The sequence below is a fragment of the Streptomyces lydicamycinicus genome, from assembly GCF_000829715.2.
Lineage (GTDB): Bacteria > Actinomycetota > Actinomycetes > Streptomycetales > Streptomycetaceae > Streptomyces > Streptomyces lydicamycinicus.
This window is the reverse complement of the sequence record NZ_BBNO01000005.1, coordinates 406,179-423,621: the sequence shown is the minus strand read 5'-3', so window position 1 is coordinate 423,621 and position 17,443 is coordinate 406,179. Positions and strand designations below refer to the sequence as shown.

Sequence of the window (17,443 nt, the reverse complement as noted above, 5' to 3'; positions counted from 1 at the left end):
CCCTAAACCACCACAGCCCCCACCGCCGGCGCCTCCGCCACCCGTACCTGCCGGCACGTCCCCGACGCCAGCAGCGCCGACGCGACGACCGCTGCCGCCTCCGCGTCCTTGACCAGGAAAGCGGTGGTCGGCCCCGAGCCGGAGACCAACGCGGCCAGTGCACCGGCCGCGGTGCCCGCCTCCAGGGTCTCGGTCAGTGACGGTCGCAGGGACAGTGCCGCGGGCTGAAGGTCATTGGACAGGGCCGAGGCGAGCGCGGTGGCGTCGCCGGACTTCAGGGCGGCCAGCAGCTCGGGGGCCGCCTCCGGCTCCGGTACGTCCGTCCCTGCCGTCAGGCGGTCGAATTCGCCGTAGACGGCGGGGGTGGAGAGGCCGCCCTCGGCCACCGCGAAGACCCAGTGGAAGGTGCCTCCGACGGCCAGCGGCGTCAGCAGTTCGCCGCGGCCCCGTCCGAGCGCCGCGCCGCCGACCAGGCTGAACGGGACGTCGCTGCCCAACTCGGCGCAGATGGCGAGGAGTTCGTCCCGCGAGGCTCCGGTGGACCACAGGGCGTCGCAGGCGAGCAGGGCGCCGGCCGCGTCCGCGCTGCCGCCGGCCATACCGCCGGCGACGGGGATGTCCTTGCGGATGTGGAGGTGGACGTGCGGCTCGATGCCGTGCCGGGCGGCGAGGAGTTCGGCGGCGCGGGCGGCCAGGTTGGTGCGGTCCAGGGGGATCTGGTCGACGTCGTGGCCCTCGGCGGTGATCCGGAGGGTGTCGGCGGGGGTGGCGGTGACCTCGTCGTAGAGGCCGACGGCGAGGAAGACGTTCGCCAGGTCGTGGAAGCCGTCGGGGCGGGCGGCGCCCACGGCCAGCTGGACGTTGACCTTGGCCGGTACCCGGACGGTGACCGGGGTGGCGGTCATGTCGGTCGTGTTGGTCGTGTCGGTCATGCCTGCTCTCCCCCTGATGTGCGCTCTCCCCGTGACTGACGGATGCCCGGCGCACCGCCCGGCCCCTTGTGCTCGGCGATCCGCGCGAACTCCTTGACGGTCAGTGCCTCGCCGCGGGCCTGCGGCGAGATGCCCGCGGCGACCAGGGCGGCCTCCGCGGCGGGGGCCGAACCGGCCCAGCCGGACAGTGCGGCCCGCAGCGTCTTGCGGCGCTGGGCGAAGGCCGCGTCGACGACGGCGAAGACCTCGTCGCGGCTCGCCGTGGTCTCGATCGGCTTCTCGCGGCGGACGAGGGAGACCAGGCCGGAGTCGACGTTGGGGGCGGGCCAGAAGACGTTGCGGCCGATGGCGCCGGCCCGCTTGACCTCGGCGTACCAGTTGGCCTTCACCGACGGCACGCCGTAGACCTTGTTGCCGGGGCGCGCGGCCAGCCGGTCGGCGACCTCGGACTGCACCATGACCAGAGTGCGGTCGATGGTGGGGAAGGTCGCGAGCATGTGCAGCAGCACCGGCACGGCGACGTTGTAGGGGAGGTTGGCGACCAGCGCGGTGGGCGCGGGGCCGGGCAGCTCGGTGACGTGCATCGCGTCGCTGTGCACCAGCGCGAAGCGGTCGGCGCGGTCGGGCATCCGGGCCGCGACGGTGTCCGGCAGCGCGGCGGCCAGCACCTCGTCGATCTCGACGGCGGTGACCCGGTCGGCGGCCTCCAGCAGGCCCAGGGTCAGCGAGCCGAGGCCCGGGCCGATCTCGACCACGACATCGTCGGGCCGGACCTCGGCGGTCCGGACGATCCGGCGGACGGTGTTGGCGTCGATGACGAAGTTCTGGCCGCGCTGCTTGGTGGGGCGGACGCCCAGCGCGGCGGCCAGCTCGCGGATGTCGGCGGCGCCCAGCAGGGGGCCGGGATCGTCGGTGGTGCTCTTGCTCATGCCACAGCCTCGTTGCGCTCGTTCACCCGTGAAGCTTACGGCCGCAGACCGGCCACGGGCTCGCCCCCCTTCTGATGTAGAGCTTCTTGGCGCGGTAGGTCTGTTCCTGGGGGGTGGCGTCCTGTGGCCGGCCGTGGCCGCCGAGGGCCCGCCAGGTGCCGACATCGAACTGGTAGAGCCCGCCGTAGGTGCCGGAGGAGTCCACGGCGTTCGGCCGGCCGCCGGCCTCGCACTGCGCCAGCGCATGCCAGGCGAGGTGGTCGGCGCCGCGTACGGAGGTGGGCAGCTCCCGGATGCCGAGGTGCACGATCTGCGGGCGCGGGGCGCGCACGACCTCGCTGTGCAGCCGCTTCGGCCGCTGTTTGACGCCGTTGACGGTGCGCACCCGGTAGGTGACCCGCCGGACTCCGGGGCGGCCCTGCTGGACGACGACCACGGTGCCGCGGGCCAGGCGGGCGTCGGCCCGGTGGATCGTACGGAAGGGGATGGGCCGGTCGCGGACTTCCTTGGAGCCGGTGATCCGCAGCACCGAGAGGGTCTGGCCGTCGTGCGGGAAGCTGTCCGGCGGCACCGAGGTGGTGTCCTGGTCGCGCAGTGCGAGCCCGGCCTCGGCCAGGGCCTCGCGGACGGTGGCGGCGTTGGTGCGGAGGTGGTGTGCGCGGCCGTCGGCGACGATCGTCACCGAGCGTTCGGTACGGACCGCCAGCTCCAGGCCGCGCTGCCCGATGCGCCGCGAGCGGGAGGCCGACACATAGGCGCCGTCGGCCCGTACGCCGAGCTGGTGGAGGGCGCCGGCGACGGTCTCGGCGGTGGTCCACACCGTGCGGCGCTGTCCGTCGATGGTCAGCTCGACCGGGCGGCCGTGCCGGACGACGATCTCGTCACCGCTGCTGAGGGCGGTGCCGGGGGCGGGCGCGACGATGTCGTGGGCGCCGATGTCGAGCCGTTCGTCGGCCAGCAGGTCGTCGACGTCGGAGGCGAAGGTGTGCAGGGTGCGCGGGGTGCCGTCGACGGTGAGCCGGACCGCCTTGTCGTGGGCGATGAAGGCGGTGGTGCCGCCGGCGAGGAAGGCGACGACCAGGGCCCGGGGCAGCAGCAGACGCAGCGCGTCGGGGTGTTCGGCACGGCGTCTGCGACGGCCGCGCGCGGCGCGGTGGCTGCTCTGCGAATGACTCACGGCGCGCTCCACATGCCCCGGCTGCGGTTGACGGCCGGAATGTAGCGGAGTCTTCGTGACTCTCCAAAGTTGACCCACTACGGACAGTGATGGAAGTGGCCGGATGTGGGCGGGATTCGGGGGTGCGGGCGGGCGTTCCGGTGGGGTGTACGGCCTCCGCGGGGGCCGTACGAGGGCCGCCGCGAACCGTCAGTAACCGAAGGCCCGCGCCGTGTTCGCCGCGACGGCGGTGGCCATGGCGTCCTCCGTCATGGCCGTGACCTCGGCCATGGCCCGCAGCGTGACCGGAATGAGGTACGGCGCGTTGGCCCGTCCGCGGTACGGGGCGGGGGTGAGGAAGGGGGCGTCGGTCTCGACCAGGACCAGCTCGGGCGGGGCGACGGCGAGGGCGTCGCGCAGGTGCTGGGCGTTTTTGAAGGTGACGTTGCCGGCGAAGGACATGAAGTAGCCGGCCGCGGCGCAGATCTTGGCCATCTCGGCGTCGCCGGAGTAGCAGTGGAAGACGACCCGGTCGGGCGCGCCCTCCTCGCGCAGGATGCGCAGTACGTCGTCGTGGGCCTCGCGGTCGTGGATGACCAGGGCCTTGCCGTGCCGCTTGGCGATCTCGATGTGGGCGCGGAAGGAGGCCTCCTGGGCGGCCATGCCCTCGGGGCCCGTACGGAAGTAGTCCAGGCCGGTTTCGCCGACGCCGCGGACCTGCGGCAGCGCGGCCAGCCGGTCGATCTCGGCGAGGGCGGCGTCCAGGGCGCTGTCGCCGCCGGGCTCCCGGGCGCCTTGCCGAGACCATCCGTCGGGGTCCCCAAGGACGATCCGGGGCGCCTCGTTGGGGTGCAGGGCGACGGTGGCGTGCACACTGTCGTGGGCCGCCGCGGTCTCGGCGGCCCAGCGTGAACCGGCCAGGTCGCACCCCACCTGGACGACGGTGGTCACCCCGACGGAGGCGGCCTTGGCGAGCGCCTCCTCGACGGAGGAGTCCTGCATGTCCAGGTGGGTGTGCGAGTCCGCGACCGCCACCCGAAGCGGTTCGGGCAGCGGCGGCGGGGTGTTCTTGTCCTGCGGTGCCATGGCCGCGATCCTACGAGGGCCGCGGCACGGGGCTCACTTCCGGTGGTGCTGGAAGGGATGCAGCAGGTCGGAGAGGTGCCAGTGGTGGCGGCCGGTGTCCTTGTCCCCGGCGGTGCCGTCGGTGGCGTCCGGGTCCGCCGCGGGGGCTTCCTTCTTCTCGCCGCCGGGCCGGCGCTGATGCATGTTCGCCATCGCCTCGGAGACCATCGAGACCTGGCCGGAGCGCATGATGCGGACGACGTCACTGCCGCAGTTCACGCAGGTGGGGCAGGTCAGCGGGGACGGGACACGCGCGCCGTCCGCGTAGTAGACGACATGGAGCTCGCCCTTGCCGTCGACCTGATGGACTATCTCGTAAGCCTGCTCCCAGCCGTGGCCGCACCGCATACAGGCGAAGGAGTACGCCTCGTGCGCGGCGGCGTCGGGCCGGGGGGCGGGGTGCTCTCCGCCGGTGGTCGTCGTGGAAACTCCGGGGGTCCTGGCGAAATCCGTCATGTGCTGCGCTCCTCTTGTCCGCTGGACAAGGTCTTCGGGAACCGGTTCGTCCCGACGTCCAGTGGACGCCCTTCCCGGTCACAAAGCAGCAGATCGCCGACCGTATTGGCCCAGATTTGGCCGGGGGCAGGGAAAAGTACCCGCCATACCGGCCAGTTCTTTACCTTTCAGGCCAGTCATTTACCTTCTGATGGGTCGGTTTTCGCCGCGTTCTTCGCCGCGACCACCGCATCGAAGACCTCCCGCTTGGGCAGCCCGGCGTCCGCGGCGACCGCGGCGATGGCTTCCTTGCGGCGCTCCCCGGCCTCTTCGCGGACCCGCACCCGGCGCACCAGCTCCTCGGGGCCCAGATCCTGCGGCCCGCTCTCCGGGGCGCCCTCGACGACGATGGTGATCTCGCCGCGTACGCCCTCGGCCGCCCAGGGCACCAGCTCCGCCAGCGGCCCGCGCTTGACCTCCTCGTACGTCTTCGTCAGCTCCCGGCAGACCGCCGCGCGCCGCTCGGCGCCGAAGATCTCGGCCATCGCGGCGAGGGTGTCGTCCAGCCGGTGCGGTGCCTCGAAGTAGACGAGGGTGCGGCGCTCGTCGGCGACCTCGCGCAGCCGGGTGCGCCGCTCACCGCCCTTGCGGGGCAGGAATCCCTCGAAGCAGAAGCGGTCCACCGGCAGCCCGGAGACGGCGAGGGCGGTGAGCACCGCGCTGGGGCCCGGGACGGCGGTGACCTTGATGCCGCGTTCGACGGCGGCGGCGACCAGGCGGTAGCCGGGGTCGGAGACCGAGGGCATCCCGGCGTCGGTGACCAGCAGCACCCGCGCCCCGCCGGCCAGCGCCTCGGCCAGCTCGGGCGTCCGGGCCGCCTCATTGCCCTCGAAGTACGACACGATCCGCCCGGACGGCTGAACCTCCAGTGCCTGGGTCAGCCGGCGCAGCCGCCGGGTGTCCTCGGCGGCGATCACATCGGCGGCGGCCAGCTCGGTGGCGAGCCGCGGCGGCGCGTCCGCGATCTCCCCGATGGGCGTTCCTGCAAGTACCAGCGTTCCAGTCACCTGCCCATCCTCCCAGGGCGCCGGCGCGCTCCGGCCGGTCGGTGTCCCCCGGTGCGGTCCACGGCGCTCCACAGGCGGCTTCCCTACGATGGGCCGGGTGACGAGTGACACCACCGCGACCGACGCCGCCGCGCAGCACGCCCCGGAGCCGCCCGGAGCGCCCCCCGTGTGGCAGCGGCGACTGCGCCGTTTCGGGCTTCCCGCCCGCCCGCAGACCGATGTCCGCGCGCGGCTGGTGCCCGCCTTCCCCGAGCCGAGCGGTCGTCTGTGGGCCGTGTTCGGAGCGGGACCGGAGGCCGCGGCCCGGCTGACGCGCTGGTCGGGCTGGCTCGGTCCGCTGCTGGTGGCGCTGTTCGCCGGGGTGCTGCGGTTCTGGAACCTGGGCAGCCCGCGGAAGGTGATATTCGACGAGACGTACTACCCCAAGGACGCCTGGTCGCTGCTCCAGTACGGCTACGAGGGCACCTGGGCCAAGAACGCCAATGACGCGCTGGTCGGGCATCCGCCGCAGCTGCTGCTCTCGCCCGAGCACTCGTATGTCGTCCACCCCCCGATGGGCAAGTGGCTGATCGCGGTCGGCGAGGGCCTGTTCGGGATGAACCCGTTCGGCTGGCGGTTCATGGTGGCGCTGCTCGGCACCCTGTCGGTGCTGCTGGTGTGCCGTATCGGACGCCGGCTGATGCGCTCGACGGCGCTGGGCTGTCTCGCCGGCGCCCTGCTGGCGGTGGACGGTCTGCACTTCGTGATGAGCCGGACCGCGCTGCTCGATCTGATCGTGATGTTCTGGGTGGTGGCCGCGTTCGGCTGCCTCCTGGTGGACCGGGACCGCACCAGGGCCCGGCTGGCGGGGGCGCTGCCGGTCGGGCCGGGAGGGGTGCCGCTCCCCGACGAGGGGGTCGGCGGCCGGCTGCGGCTCGGGTGGCGGCCGTGGCGCATCGCGGCCGGACTGTGTCTGGGCCTGGCCACCGCGACGAAGTGGAACGGTCTGTACTACCTCGCGGCCTTCGCGCTGATGGCGGTGCTGTGGGATGTCGCGGCACGCCGTACGGCCGGTGCCCGGCACCCCTTCCGCTCGGCCCTGCGCCGCGATGTCCTGCCCGCCTTCGGGGCCACCGTCGTCGTCGCGCTCGCCACCTATCTGGCGTCGTGGTCGGGCTGGATCGCCACCAAGGGCGGCTACTACCGCGACTGGGCGACCTCACCGGAGGGCCGTACGGGCCACTGGACCTGGCTGCCGGACTGGCTGCGCAGCCTGTGGCACTACCAGACCGAGGTCTACTCCTTCCACACCGGACTGACCACCCCGCACGCCTACCAGTCCAACCCGTGGAGCTGGCTGGTCCTGGGCCGCCCGGTCTCCTATTTCTACGAGGACCCCAAGGCGGGCCAGGACGGCTGCACGGCGGCCGAGGGCTGCGCCCGCGAGGTGCTGGCGCTGGGCACCCCGCTGCTGTGGTGGGCGGCCTGCTTCGCGCTCCTCTATGTCCTCTACCGCTGGCTGTTCAAGCGGGACTGGCGGGCCGGGGCGATCGTCTGCGGTGTCGCGGCCGGCTATCTGCCGTGGTTCCTCTACCAGGAACGGACCATCTTCCTCTTCTACGCGGTGGTGTTCGTCCCGTTCCTGTGTCTGGCGCTGGCGATGCTGATCGGGGCGCTCATCGGGCCGCCCGGTTCGACGGAGCGCCGCCGCACCATCGGCGCGGTCGGCGCCGGTGTCCTGGTTCTCCTGATCGCATGGAATTTCATCTACTTCTACCCCCTCTATACAGGGATGCCGATCCCCAAGTCGGCCTGGCACCACCGGATGTGGTTCGACACCTGGGTGTAAGGGGCGCCCATTCGACAGTTCTGTAACAGCCGTACAACAGCGCGTCACCGGACCGTGCCCGTATCGAGACTCACAGCCCTCCCGTGTCCCTTAGAGTGCGAGGCACGTTCTTGTGTGCGTATTCAAGGACGAAGCTCTGGGAGGGAATCAGTGGCATGCGCCGTGAGGTGAAGTACGGGCTGATCGGCGGATCGGTGGCCCTGGTGGCGGGAGTCGTGGGCGGCTTCACGCTGTTCGGCGGCTCGGACGAGTCGTCGCAGGAGGTCAGCTCGGCGGATGCCAAGTCGGGCGAAGACGGCACCAAGGTGCCGACCGGCCCGCTGTCGGCCAAGGAAGTGCAGACGACGTCGCGGCAGTTCCTCACCGCATGGCAGTCCGGCGACGCGGCCAAGGCGGCCGGACTGACCGATGACCCGGAGAAGTGCAAGAGCGCGCTCGCGGCCCTCGGCAAGCAGGCACGGTTCTCGAAGGTGACGCTCACCCCGGGCGCCCCGGCCGGTGACAAGGTGCCGTACACCGTCGCCGCGCAGATCGACTACAAGGGCATCAAGGCCGCGTACTCGTACCGCACCTCCGCGACCGTGCAGCGTGCGAAGGCCACCGGAAAGCCGCAGATCGCCTGGAAGCCGACGATGATGCACCCGGGCCTGGCCAAGGGTGACGAACTGCGCACCGGCGAGGCGGAGGCGCCGCCGATCAAGGCCGTGGACCGCAAGGGCACCGAGCTGACCCCCGAGGCGCATCCGGCGCTGGCCGGGGTGCTGGACAGCCTGCGGGACAAGTACGGCGACAAGACCGACGGCAAGCCGGGCGTGGAGCTGTTCATCCACCGCGCCAAGAGCGCCAAGCCCGCCGACCAGCTGCCCGAAAAGACGCTGAAGGTGCTGTCCAAGGGGACGCCGGGCACGCTCAAGACCACCCTGGACGCCGGTATGCAGTCGGCGGCCGAGCGGGCGGTCAAGGGCAAGAAGTCCGCCTCCGTGGCCGCGGTCAAGCCCAGCACCGGTGAGATCCTGGCGCTCGCCAACTCCCCGGAGAAGGGCTTCAATCTGGCCACCCAGGGGTCGCTGGCCCCCGGCTCCACGATGAAGATCGTCACCGCGGCGATGCTGATGGACAAGGGCATGACCTCGCCGGGCAAGTCCCACCCGTGCCCCAAGTACGTGACGGTCGGCGGCTGGAAGTTCCAGAACCTCGACAAGTCCGAGATCAAGAACGGCACGTTCGCGCAGAGCTTCGCGGCGTCCTGCAACAACGCCTTCATCTCGCAGGCCAAGGACCTCAGCGACGACGATCTGACCAAGGAGGCCCGGGACGTCTTCGGTATCGGCCTCAACTGGCAGACCGGCATCCCGACCTTCGACGGCGCGGTGCCGGTGCAGAGCGACGCACAGATGGCGGCCTCGCTGATCGGCCAGGGCGGGGTGCGGATGAACCCGCTCAATGTCGCCACGCTCGCCGCGACGGTCCGGGCCGGCTCCTTCCACCAGCCGTACATCGTCTCGCCGGAACTGGACCACCGGACGCTCGCCAAGGCCCCCCGCACGATGAAGCCGTCCACCCTCAGCGGGCTGAAGTCCCTGATGAAGCTGACCGCGACATCCGGTACGGCCGCCCAGGCGATGTCCGGGGTCAGCGGTGACGTCGGTGCCAAGACGGGCTCGGCCGAGGTCGACGGGCAGAAGAAGCCCAACGCCTGGTTCACCGCCTACCGCAACGACCTCGCCGCGGCGGCCGTCGTCCCGGCGAGCGGCCACGGCGGCTCCAACGCGGGCCCGGTGGTCCGCGCCCTGCTCACCTCCGGCTGACGCGGGACGGGGCGCTGTGGGGGCGCCCCGTCTCAGTCGTCGAATCCGGTTCGCATGGCCCGTACAGCTTTCGCTAGCGTGCGGGCCATGAGCGATTCCGCGTCCGGCACCGCCCCGGGAACCCCGACCGCCATAGCGACCGGCGTGCGCGAGCGCACCTCGTGACCCCGCTCGTCGTCGCCGCGGTCCTGATGGCCGCCGTGACCCACGCCAGCTGGAACGCCATCGCCCACGGCATCCGCGACCAGTTGCTGGCCTTCACCCTGGTCGGCGGCGGCGGTGCGGTCTGCGGCCTCGCGCTGGCCGCCGTCACCCCGCTTCCGGCCGCCGGCGCCTGGCCCTTCCTCCTGGCCTCCGCCGTGCTGCACATCGTCTACCAGGCCCTGCTGATGCAGTCGTTCCGCCTGGGCGACTTCGGGCAGATGTACCCCATCGCCCGCGGCACCGCGCCCCTGGTCGTCACCGTCCTGGCCGCCGTCTTCGTCCACGAGCTCCCCGACGGCTGGGCCCTGGCCGGCGTGGCCCTGGCCTCCACCGGCCTGGTCGGGGTCGCCCTCTGGGGCATCCGCGGCTCCGGGACCAGGCCGCACTGGCCGGCCCTGGTCGCCGCTCTCGCCACCGGCCTCGCCATCGCCTCGTACACGACCGTCGACGGCCTGGGCGTACGGGCCTCCGGCAGTTCCCTGGGCTATATCGCCTGGCTGATGCTCCTCGAAGGCATCGCGATCCCGGCCTACGCGCTCGCCACCCGCCGCGGCCGACTCCTCACCGAGCTCCGCCCGTTCGCGCTGCGCGGGCTGGCCGGCGGCGTGCTCTCCGTCTTCGCCTACGGCCTGGTCCTGTGGGCCCAGACCCGCGCTCCCCTCGCCCCCATCGCCGCGCTGCGCGAGTCCTCCATCATCGTCGGCGCCGCGATCGGCGCCCTCTTCTTCAAGGAACGCTTCGGCGCCCCCCGGATCGCCGCGGCGGGCCTGATGGTCATCGGCATCGGCCTGATGCTGCACACCGGCTGAGGGCGCGGCGCGGACCGCTCAGCCGGCCGTCCGTCCGCCACGGACGCGCCGCACCAGGTCGTCGGCGGCCTGCGGCCACGCCTCGTACGCGAAGGTGAAGCCCGCTTCGCTCAGCCGCCCGGGCACCACCCGGCGGCTCTTGAGCAGGAGTTCGGTGTCGGAGCGCAGCGCGAACGCGCCCAGCTCGGCCATCCACTTGGTGGCGGGCAGCCCCACCGGGACGCCCCAGGCGGCCCGCAGCGCGCGCATGAAGTCCCGCTGCGGCAGCGGACCGGGCGCGGCGAGATTCACCGGCCCGGTCAGGTCGTTCCGGTCGACCAGGAACTCGACCGCACGGACGAAGTCGCGGTCATGGATCCAGGACACATACTGTGCGCCGCCCGCGACCGGGCCACCGAGCCCCAGCCGGGCCAGCCGCAGCAGCACATCGAACACCCCGCCGCGATCCGGACTCATCACCATCGCGGAACGCAGCGCGACCTTGCGGGTGTCCGGGGTGGCGGCCTCCTCCTGCGCCCGCTCCCATTCCTTGGCGATCTCGACGCTGAACGCCCAGTAGTCCGGGACACCGGGCTCCGCGCCGCCGATCTCACCGGTCGCCTCGTCATGGGGCGCGTCGAACCGATGGGCGTAGAGGGTGGCGGTACTCATCTGGAGCCAGACGCGGGGCGGCCGGGCGGCCGCCGCGATCGCCTCGCCCACGACCCGGGCGGAGTCCACCCGGGAGTCCATCATCTCCTGGAGGTTGGCCCGGGTGTAGCGGCAACTGACGCCGCGCCCCGCCAGGTTGATGACGACGTCACTACCTTCAAGCGCCGCCGTCCAGGGGCCGGCCGTCGCACCGTCCCAGGCCACTTCCCCCGCGCGCACCGGACGTCTGGTCAGCACCACGACCTCGTGGCCCGCGGCGGCCAGCGCACGGCGCAGGATGCCGCCCACCTGACCGGTCCCGCCGGGTATCACTATCTTCATCGGGCTCCCCCCTCGTGGTCGCCGGGCCTGCCGGGCGCGGGAACACCGCGCCCGGCACCAGCAGATGCCACCGCCCCGGGCCCCGTCAACGACGCGGGTAGACCGTGCCGTCGGGCGGTGTCTTCAGCGTACGGAGATAGGTGTCGACCGCCCGTGCCGGGAGCGGCGATTCGCACTGGCGGTAGAGCCAGTGGCCCACCGCGTCGAGGACGGCGAGCCGCCCCTTCGGGAATTCCTGCGCCATGCGCCGCGCCCCCGGCAGCGGGGTCGCCAGGTCGTGCTTGGCGTTCACCACCAGGACGGGCGGGAGGGTGCCCTTGCCCCGGGCCGGCTCCGGCTCGGGCGCGGCCGGCCATCCCTGGCAGCCGAGGATCATGTCCAGGGCCTGGGCGTTGTAGCGGGCGTGCGGAGCGGCCGACCGGGCCTGCTGCCGCAGCTCGCGGTAGTGGTCCCAGTCACGGAGGCGGAAGTCGTAGTCCCGGCACATCACGGTGCGCCAGGCGAGGTCCGGAGTGCTGTCGGTCCAGTAGACCTTGCCCTTGCCGCTGTTCAGGGCACTCAGCTGCTCGGCGGCGGTCTGCGGGTTCCACTTCCGCAGGTACTCGGTGAGGAAGCCGGACAGCTGGTCGGCGGTGACCTTCTTCCGCGTGGGGCCGTGCCGCCCCGGTTCGGACAGCGTGCCCGCGTCGGCACGCGCGAAGAGCCCCCGGACGACGGCCTTCACGTCCTTGCCCTTCAGCGCACAGGACGTGTTCTTCGCGCACCAGTCCGCGAGCTGCTGCACCCCGCCCTCGGCGGCGGCGGAACCGTCCGTGAGGAAGCGCCCGGCGTCCGGCCGGGACGGGTCCATCGCGCTGTCGAGGGCCAGCGCCCGGACTTTCTGCGGGAAGAGGCGGGCGTATTGGCGGCCGATGAGCGTGCCGTAGGAGTGCCCCAGGAAGCTGATCTTCTTCTCCCCGAGGGCGGCGCGGATCGCGTCCATGTCACGCGCGACGCTGACGCTGTCCATGTGGTCGGCGACCGGCCCGCTGCCCGCCCGGCAGCTGTCGGCGAGCTGCTTGTTGAGGGTGCGCATCCGCTCGAATTCGGCGGCGTTCTTCGGGCGGGTGGGGATCTTCCCGGCGAGCTTCTCGTCGCACCGGAGCTCTCCGCTGCGGCCGATACCGCGGGGGTCGAAGCCGATGATGTCGAAGCGGCTCCGGATGCTCTTGTCATAGCCCTCGTCCGGGCTGTCGGCGTAGTAGGCGTCGTCCAGACCGCTGGAGCCGGGGCCGCCCGGGTTCGAGAGCAGCACGCCGAGGCGCTTCTCGGGATCGGTGGCCTTCTGCCGGGCCACCGCGATCTTCATCGTCGGCCCGTCGGGCTTCGCCCAGTCGACCGGAACCTCCACGGTCCCGCACCGGGTCCGCTTGCTCGGGTCGGGGTAGGGCGGCTCGGCCTTGGGGCAGGCGGCCCACTTGACCGTCCCTACGGGCCCCGCCCCCGCCGCCGGCTCCGGACTCGCCCCCGCACTCCACGGCACCAGCAACGACCCGGCAAGCACCACCACGCCCACCGAAGCCGTGCGGCCCACCCTCCGACGCGACCAGCGCGCCCGACCGTCCAAGCTCTCGACCGGCCCGTCCCCGGGCCGCGAAAAGGAATCTGAAGCGTTCATGCCGCACACTGAACCGCCCCCGCATCATGGCCCTTCCATGACCGGATGATGGCGACGTAACAACCCCCCGCAGCCAACTCCCCACGGGAACCCCCACCTTCCCCTCCCCACCCCCACCGGGCCGGCCCGCCCACAAACGGGAGGGTTCGGGGCCTCGGGGGTGGTGTTGAGGACGTAAAGCGAAGCAGTCCACAACACCACCCCCGAGGCCCCGAACCCGGCACCCCCCACCCACGAGAAGACGGGTCAGCCCACAATCTCCCCCGGCTCCCGCCGAAGGCGGGCACCAACTCACAGAAGAAGAACGGCGGATCACCCGGCAACGTGGGAAACCGCAGCAACGGCCCGCAGCAGCGCCTGGGCACGCGGATCCGCCGTAACCCCCCGCTGCATCCCGTTGGTGACATAGCCGAACGCCAGCCCGCTCTCGGGATCGGCGCAGGCGAGCGCGCCACCGCGCCCCGGGTGGCCGAACGAACCGGGCGCGAGGAGCGGCGAGGCCGGCCCGTGGAGCATGAAGCCCAGGCCGAACCGCGTATGGACCAGGAGGGTGCGGTCGAGGCCCGCGGACTCCTCGGTCCGGGCGAGGGTGAGGGTCGCGGGCGCGAAGAGCCGGGAGCGGCCGTCGACGGGGCCGATGAGCGCGGCGTAACAGCGGGCCAGCGAACGGGCGGTGGCGACGCCGGCGGAGGCGGGCAGCTCGGCGGCCCGGTACGCGGGCGCGTTCTCGTCGGGGGCCGGCGAGATCGCGGCGAAGGCGCGGCTGGTGAGCGAGTCCGGATCGGCGTACGCGTCGGCGACGGATTGCTTCGGGCGGACCCGGAGCCCGGACGCGGCGGGCGGGGCCGGGGGCTCGACGGCGGCGAGCCGCCCGACGCGGGACTGCTCCGCCTCGGGCAGGCCGACCCACAGGTCGAGGCCGAGCGGCCCGGCTATCTCGTCGGCGATCCAGCTGCCGATGGTGCGGCCTGTCGCCCGCAGCACCAGCTCGCCGAGCAGCCAGCTGTAGGTCTGCGCGTGGTAGCCGTGGTCCGTGCCGGGCTCCCAGGCGGGCGCCTGGGCGGCGAGCGCGGCGGGGCCGCTGACGCCGTCGATGGCCTGGTCCGGGGTGAGCGGGGTGTCCAGGACGGGCAGCCCGGCGCGGTGCGAGAGCAGATGGCGGACGAGTACGCGTTCCTTGCCGGCGGCCTTGAACTCGGGCCAGTACGTGCCGACCGGCGCATCGAGGTCGAGCTGTCCGCGCTGGTGGAGCAGCAGCGGGACGACGGCGGCGATGCCCTTGGTCGCGGAACGGATCACCTGGGCGGTGCCGGCCTCCCAGGGCGCCGCGTCCGCCGCGTGCTTGCCGGCGTCTCCGTCCCTGGTGCCGCCCCACAGGTCCACGACCTTGCGCCCGTGCCGGTAGACGGCCACCGCCGCGCCCCGCTCACCGCGCCGCGCGAAGTTGGCCATGAAGGCGTCCCGGACCGGCTCGAAGCCGTCCTCGACCGTGCCCTGGACGTCCACCACTGACTCCCGCTTCCCACTCATCCGTCGCTTTCGTGACCCATCCATGGTGCAACGCGCGGATCAGTGCTCATGACCAGGACCGCGGCCCGTGGCGTTCGTCACATGTGAACAGCGCGGCCGGGCCGGGAGAGTCTCAGCGGTGGGTCACAGCGGGACGTCGACCGACCGCGGGTCGAAACCGAAGGGCAGCTCCAGCCGGTGGGTGCGCATCAGTTCCGCGTCGCACAGCAGCTCCTGGGTGGTGCCGTCGGCGACGAGCACCCCGCCGGAGAGCACGACGGACCGCGGGCAGAGCTCCAGCGCGTACGGCAGGTCGTGGGTGACCATCAGGACGGTGACGTCCAATGACCGCAGGATGTCGGCGAGTTCCCGGCGGGAGGCGGGGTCGAGGTTGGAGGACGGCTCGTCGAGGACCAGGATCTCGGGGCGCATGGCCAGGACGGTCGCCACCGCCACCCGGCGGCGCTGGCCGAACGAGAGATGGTGCGGCGGCCGGTCGGCGAACTCCGCCATACCGACCCGGGTGAGCGCCTCGGTGACCCGTGCGTCCAGTTCGGCGCCGCGCAGCCCGGCGGAGGCCGGCCCGAAGGCGACGTCCTCCCGGACGGTGGGCATGAACAGCTGGTCGTCGGGGTCCTGGAAGACGATGCCGACGCGGCGGCGGATCTCGGCGAGATGTTCCCTGGCGACGGGCAGCCCGGCGACCGCGACGCTGCCGGCGCCCGCTTCGAGGATGCCGTTGAGGTGCAGGACGAGGGTGGTCTTGCCGGCGCCGTTGGGCCCGAGCAGGGCGACCCGCTCGCCACGGCCGACGGTCAGGTCGACGCCGAAGAGCGCCTGATGGCCGTCGGGGTAGGCGTAGGCGAGCCCGGAGACGGCGAGGGAGGGGGGCGTGGTGGTGCTCAAAGGGTCCATCCCAGGAGGCAGACGGCGAGCGCGGCCAGCGGGAGGGCGGCCGCGCGGGTCCATTGTGTGCGGGTGGCGGCGCCGGCGTCGACCACGGGCATGGTGCCGGTGTAGCCGCGGCTGACCATCGCGAGGTGGACCCGCTCCCCGCGCTCGTAGGAGCGGATGAACAGCGCCCCGGCGGATTTGGCGAGCACGCCCCAGTGGCGGACGCCCCGCGCCTCGAAGCCGCGGGAGAGCCGGGCGATCCGCATCCGCCGCATCTCGTCGGTGATCACATCGCCGTAGCGGATCATGAAGGACGCGATCTGGACGAGCAGCGGCGGCATCCGGAGCCGCTGCAGGCCCAGCAGCAGTTCCCGCAGCTCGGTGGTGGACGCGAGCAGCACGGAGGCGGCGACGCCGAGCGTGCCCTTGGCCAGGATGTTCCAGGCGCCCCACAGTCCGGACTCGCTCAGGCTCATTCCGAGGACGGCGACCCGCGGCCCCTCGGCGACGAACGGCATCAGCACCGCGAAGGCGACGAACGGCACCTCGATCAGCAGCCGCTTGAGCAGAAACCCGGCCGGGACCCGGGCGGCCCCGGCGGCGGCCGCGATCAGCAGTGCGTACAGCCCGAACGCCCAGACGGCCTCCCGCGGGGTGGAGACGACGACGAGGACGAAGCCGAAGACCGCCGCGATCTTGCAGTGCGCCGGCAGCGCGTGGACCGGCGAATGCCCGTGCCGGTAGAGCTTGTGCGCGTGTCCCGCGCCCATCTCAGACGCTCTCCGACGGGCGCCCGGCACCCGCGTCGGACCGCTCGGCGGTGGCGGCGCTCCGGCGGCGGCGCAGCACGACGAACACGCCGGTGCCCACGGCCAGCGTCGCGCCGACGCCGATGACTCCGGCGAGGCCGCCGGACAGCCGCGGGTCGGTGATGTCCTTGACGCTGTAGTCGGCGAGCGGGGAGTCCTTGGCGGCGTGGTCCTCGGCCTTGCGGTCGATGCCGTGGTCGTGGGCGACCTTCTCCAGGCCGTCGGGGTCGGCGGAGGCGTAGTAGCTGACGCCGCCCGCGCACACCAGGGCGGCGGCGAGGCCGGCCAGCCAGACACGGCGGACGGAGCGGCGTGCGGGGGCCGGGACGGGGGAAGCGGGCACGGGGGACGGCTCGGCAGCCGGGGCGGCCCCGTCGGCCGGCCCGGCGAGCGGCGAGGTCCGCAGCTCCAGCGGCTTGGTCAGGCCGCGCGCGCCGTAGACCAGGTCGGGGCGCACCGCGATCACGGCGCCTACGGTCAGGGCGGTGATCGCCGCCTCGCCGATGCCGATCAGCAGATGCACGCCCACCATGGCGGTGAAGACCTTGCCGATCGGCACGTCCGCGGTCCCGCCGAGCGCGTAGAGGGCGGTGAAGGCGACCGCGGCGGCGGGCACCGAGAGCAGCGCGGCGACGAAGGAGGCCACGGTGACCGAGCGGCGGCGCCGCGGCAGCACCTTCACCAGGCCCCGGAACAGGCCGTAGGCGACCACGGTCGTCACGATCGCCATATCGGTGATGTTGACGCCCAGCGCGGTCAGCCCGCCGTCGGCGAACAGCACGCCCTGCATCAGCAGCACCACCGAGACGCACAGCACACCGGTGTACGGGCCGACGAGTATCGCCGCGAGCGCACCGCCCAGCAGATGTCCGCTGGTGCCCGCGGCGACCGGGAAGTTCAGCATCTGTACGGCGAAGATGAACGCCGCGACCAGTCCGGCCAGCGGCGCCGTACGCTCGGCGGCGGCAGCGCCGACCGGCCCCGCACCCGCCAGCTCACGCCGGGCACCGCGCAGGCTGACCGCCACCGCGACGGCGGCGACCACTCCGGTCGCCGCCGATACCGGCGCGTTGATGAATCCATCGGGTACGTGCATCTCGGCTTCTCCGCTCCAGGCGCTGCAACCCACCAATGGTGGGGCCTCCTGCAAATATGTTGCAAGAGCGCCCATGATGCGGAACCGCCTCGGCGCCCTCGAAGGGGGGTCTCATCTGGGCACCCTCCCCCGCTGGCACATACGTACGAACGGGCGGAAGCCGGGCCGGTCGGCCGCATACCGAGGGCCGATGTTCACCCGACCGAGTTGCCG

The 17,443-nt window shown here is 72.6% G+C and carries 15 protein-coding genes; 3 read left to right on the top strand and 12 right to left on the bottom strand.

Translation table 11 applies throughout. The features are described 5' to 3' along the window. Positions 1-2: 2 nt before the first annotated feature. From TU31_RS19575 to rsmI, 6 genes are all read right to left on the bottom strand, one after another. A complete protein-coding gene (locus TU31_RS19575) occupies positions 3-905 on the bottom strand; it encodes a 4-(cytidine 5'-diphospho)-2-C-methyl-D-erythritol kinase (protein ID WP_042156679.1) in 903 nt (300 codons plus the stop codon). Positions 906-928: 23 nt separating this feature from the next. Beyond that, the gene (rsmA, locus tag TU31_RS19570; protein WP_042156303.1) at positions 929-1,861 is read right to left on the bottom strand and encodes a 16S rRNA (adenine(1518)-N(6)/adenine(1519)-N(6))-dimethyltransferase RsmA; all 933 of its coding nucleotides are present in this window, start codon (positions 1,859-1,861) and stop codon (positions 929-931) included. 22 nt (positions 1,862-1,883) lie between these two features. Further along, entirely contained in the window at positions 1,884-3,038 is a 1,155-nt protein-coding gene (locus tag TU31_RS19565) for a resuscitation-promoting factor (protein ID WP_042156301.1), read from the bottom strand. Positions 3,039-3,227: 189 nt separating this feature from the next. Beyond that, on the bottom strand, positions 3,228-4,103 hold the full coding sequence (locus tag TU31_RS19560) for a TatD family hydrolase (protein ID WP_042156299.1): 876 nt from the start codon (positions 4,101-4,103) through the stop codon (positions 3,228-3,230). 33 nt (positions 4,104-4,136) lie between these two features. Further along, positions 4,137-4,598, bottom strand: a complete 462-nt coding sequence (locus TU31_RS19555) for a hypothetical protein (RefSeq protein WP_042156297.1) — start codon at positions 4,596-4,598, stop codon at positions 4,137-4,139. Positions 4,599-4,774: 176 nt separating this feature from the next. Continuing rightward, positions 4,775-5,644, bottom strand: coding sequence for a 16S rRNA (cytidine(1402)-2'-O)-methyltransferase (rsmI, locus tag TU31_RS19550; RefSeq protein WP_042156295.1), 870 nt, complete (start codon positions 5,642-5,644; stop codon positions 4,775-4,777). An 88-nt stretch (positions 5,645-5,732) separates the two neighbouring features. Between rsmI and TU31_RS19545 the strand changes: the two genes are divergently transcribed. From TU31_RS19545 to TU31_RS19535, 3 genes are all read left to right on the top strand, one after another. Next, entirely contained in the window at positions 5,733-7,472 is a 1,740-nt protein-coding gene (locus tag TU31_RS19545; protein ID WP_042156293.1) for a dolichyl-phosphate-mannose--protein mannosyltransferase, read from the top strand. Positions 7,473-7,627: 155 nt separating this feature from the next. Beyond that, on the top strand, positions 7,628-9,280 hold the full coding sequence (locus TU31_RS19540) for a penicillin-binding transpeptidase domain-containing protein (protein ID WP_042156291.1): 1,653 nt from the start codon (positions 7,628-7,630) through the stop codon (positions 9,278-9,280). Positions 9,281-9,441: 161 nt separating this feature from the next. Further along, complete coding sequence (locus tag TU31_RS19535) at positions 9,442-10,293, top strand: EamA family transporter (RefSeq protein WP_042156290.1); 852 nt, start codon at positions 9,442-9,444, stop codon at positions 10,291-10,293. Between the two features lie 18 nt (positions 10,294-10,311). On the opposite strand, the gene TU31_RS19530 is transcribed toward TU31_RS19535, so the two are convergent. The 6 genes from TU31_RS19530 to TU31_RS19505 form a co-directional block, all read right to left on the bottom strand. Beyond that, positions 10,312-11,265 (bottom strand): TIGR01777 family oxidoreductase, encoded by a 954-nt coding sequence (locus TU31_RS19530; protein WP_042156288.1) that lies wholly within the window; start codon positions 11,263-11,265, stop codon positions 10,312-10,314. A gap of 85 nt (positions 11,266-11,350) precedes the next feature. Further along, positions 11,351-12,838: an alpha/beta hydrolase gene (locus TU31_RS19525; RefSeq protein WP_245698606.1), complete on the bottom strand. Its 1,488-nt coding sequence runs from the start codon at positions 12,836-12,838 to the stop codon at positions 11,351-11,353. Between the two features lie 396 nt (positions 12,839-13,234). Continuing rightward, complete coding sequence (locus TU31_RS19520) at positions 13,235-14,452, bottom strand: serine hydrolase domain-containing protein (protein ID WP_107070719.1); 1,218 nt, start codon at positions 14,450-14,452, stop codon at positions 13,235-13,237. 123 nt (positions 14,453-14,575) lie between these two features. Further along, on the bottom strand, positions 14,576-15,346 hold the full coding sequence (locus TU31_RS19515; RefSeq protein WP_042156284.1) for an energy-coupling factor ABC transporter ATP-binding protein: 771 nt from the start codon (positions 15,344-15,346) through the stop codon (positions 14,576-14,578). Next, complete coding sequence (gene cbiQ / locus TU31_RS19510; protein WP_042156282.1) at positions 15,334-16,095, bottom strand: cobalt ECF transporter T component CbiQ; 762 nt, start codon at positions 16,093-16,095, stop codon at positions 15,334-15,336. The genes TU31_RS19515 and cbiQ overlap by 13 nt, the downstream gene beginning before the upstream one ends. Before the next feature lies 1 nt (position 16,096). After that, positions 16,097-17,230, bottom strand: coding sequence for an energy-coupling factor ABC transporter permease (locus TU31_RS19505; RefSeq protein WP_042156280.1), 1,134 nt, complete (start codon positions 17,228-17,230; stop codon positions 16,097-16,099). Positions 17,231-17,443: the final 213 nt, after the last annotated feature.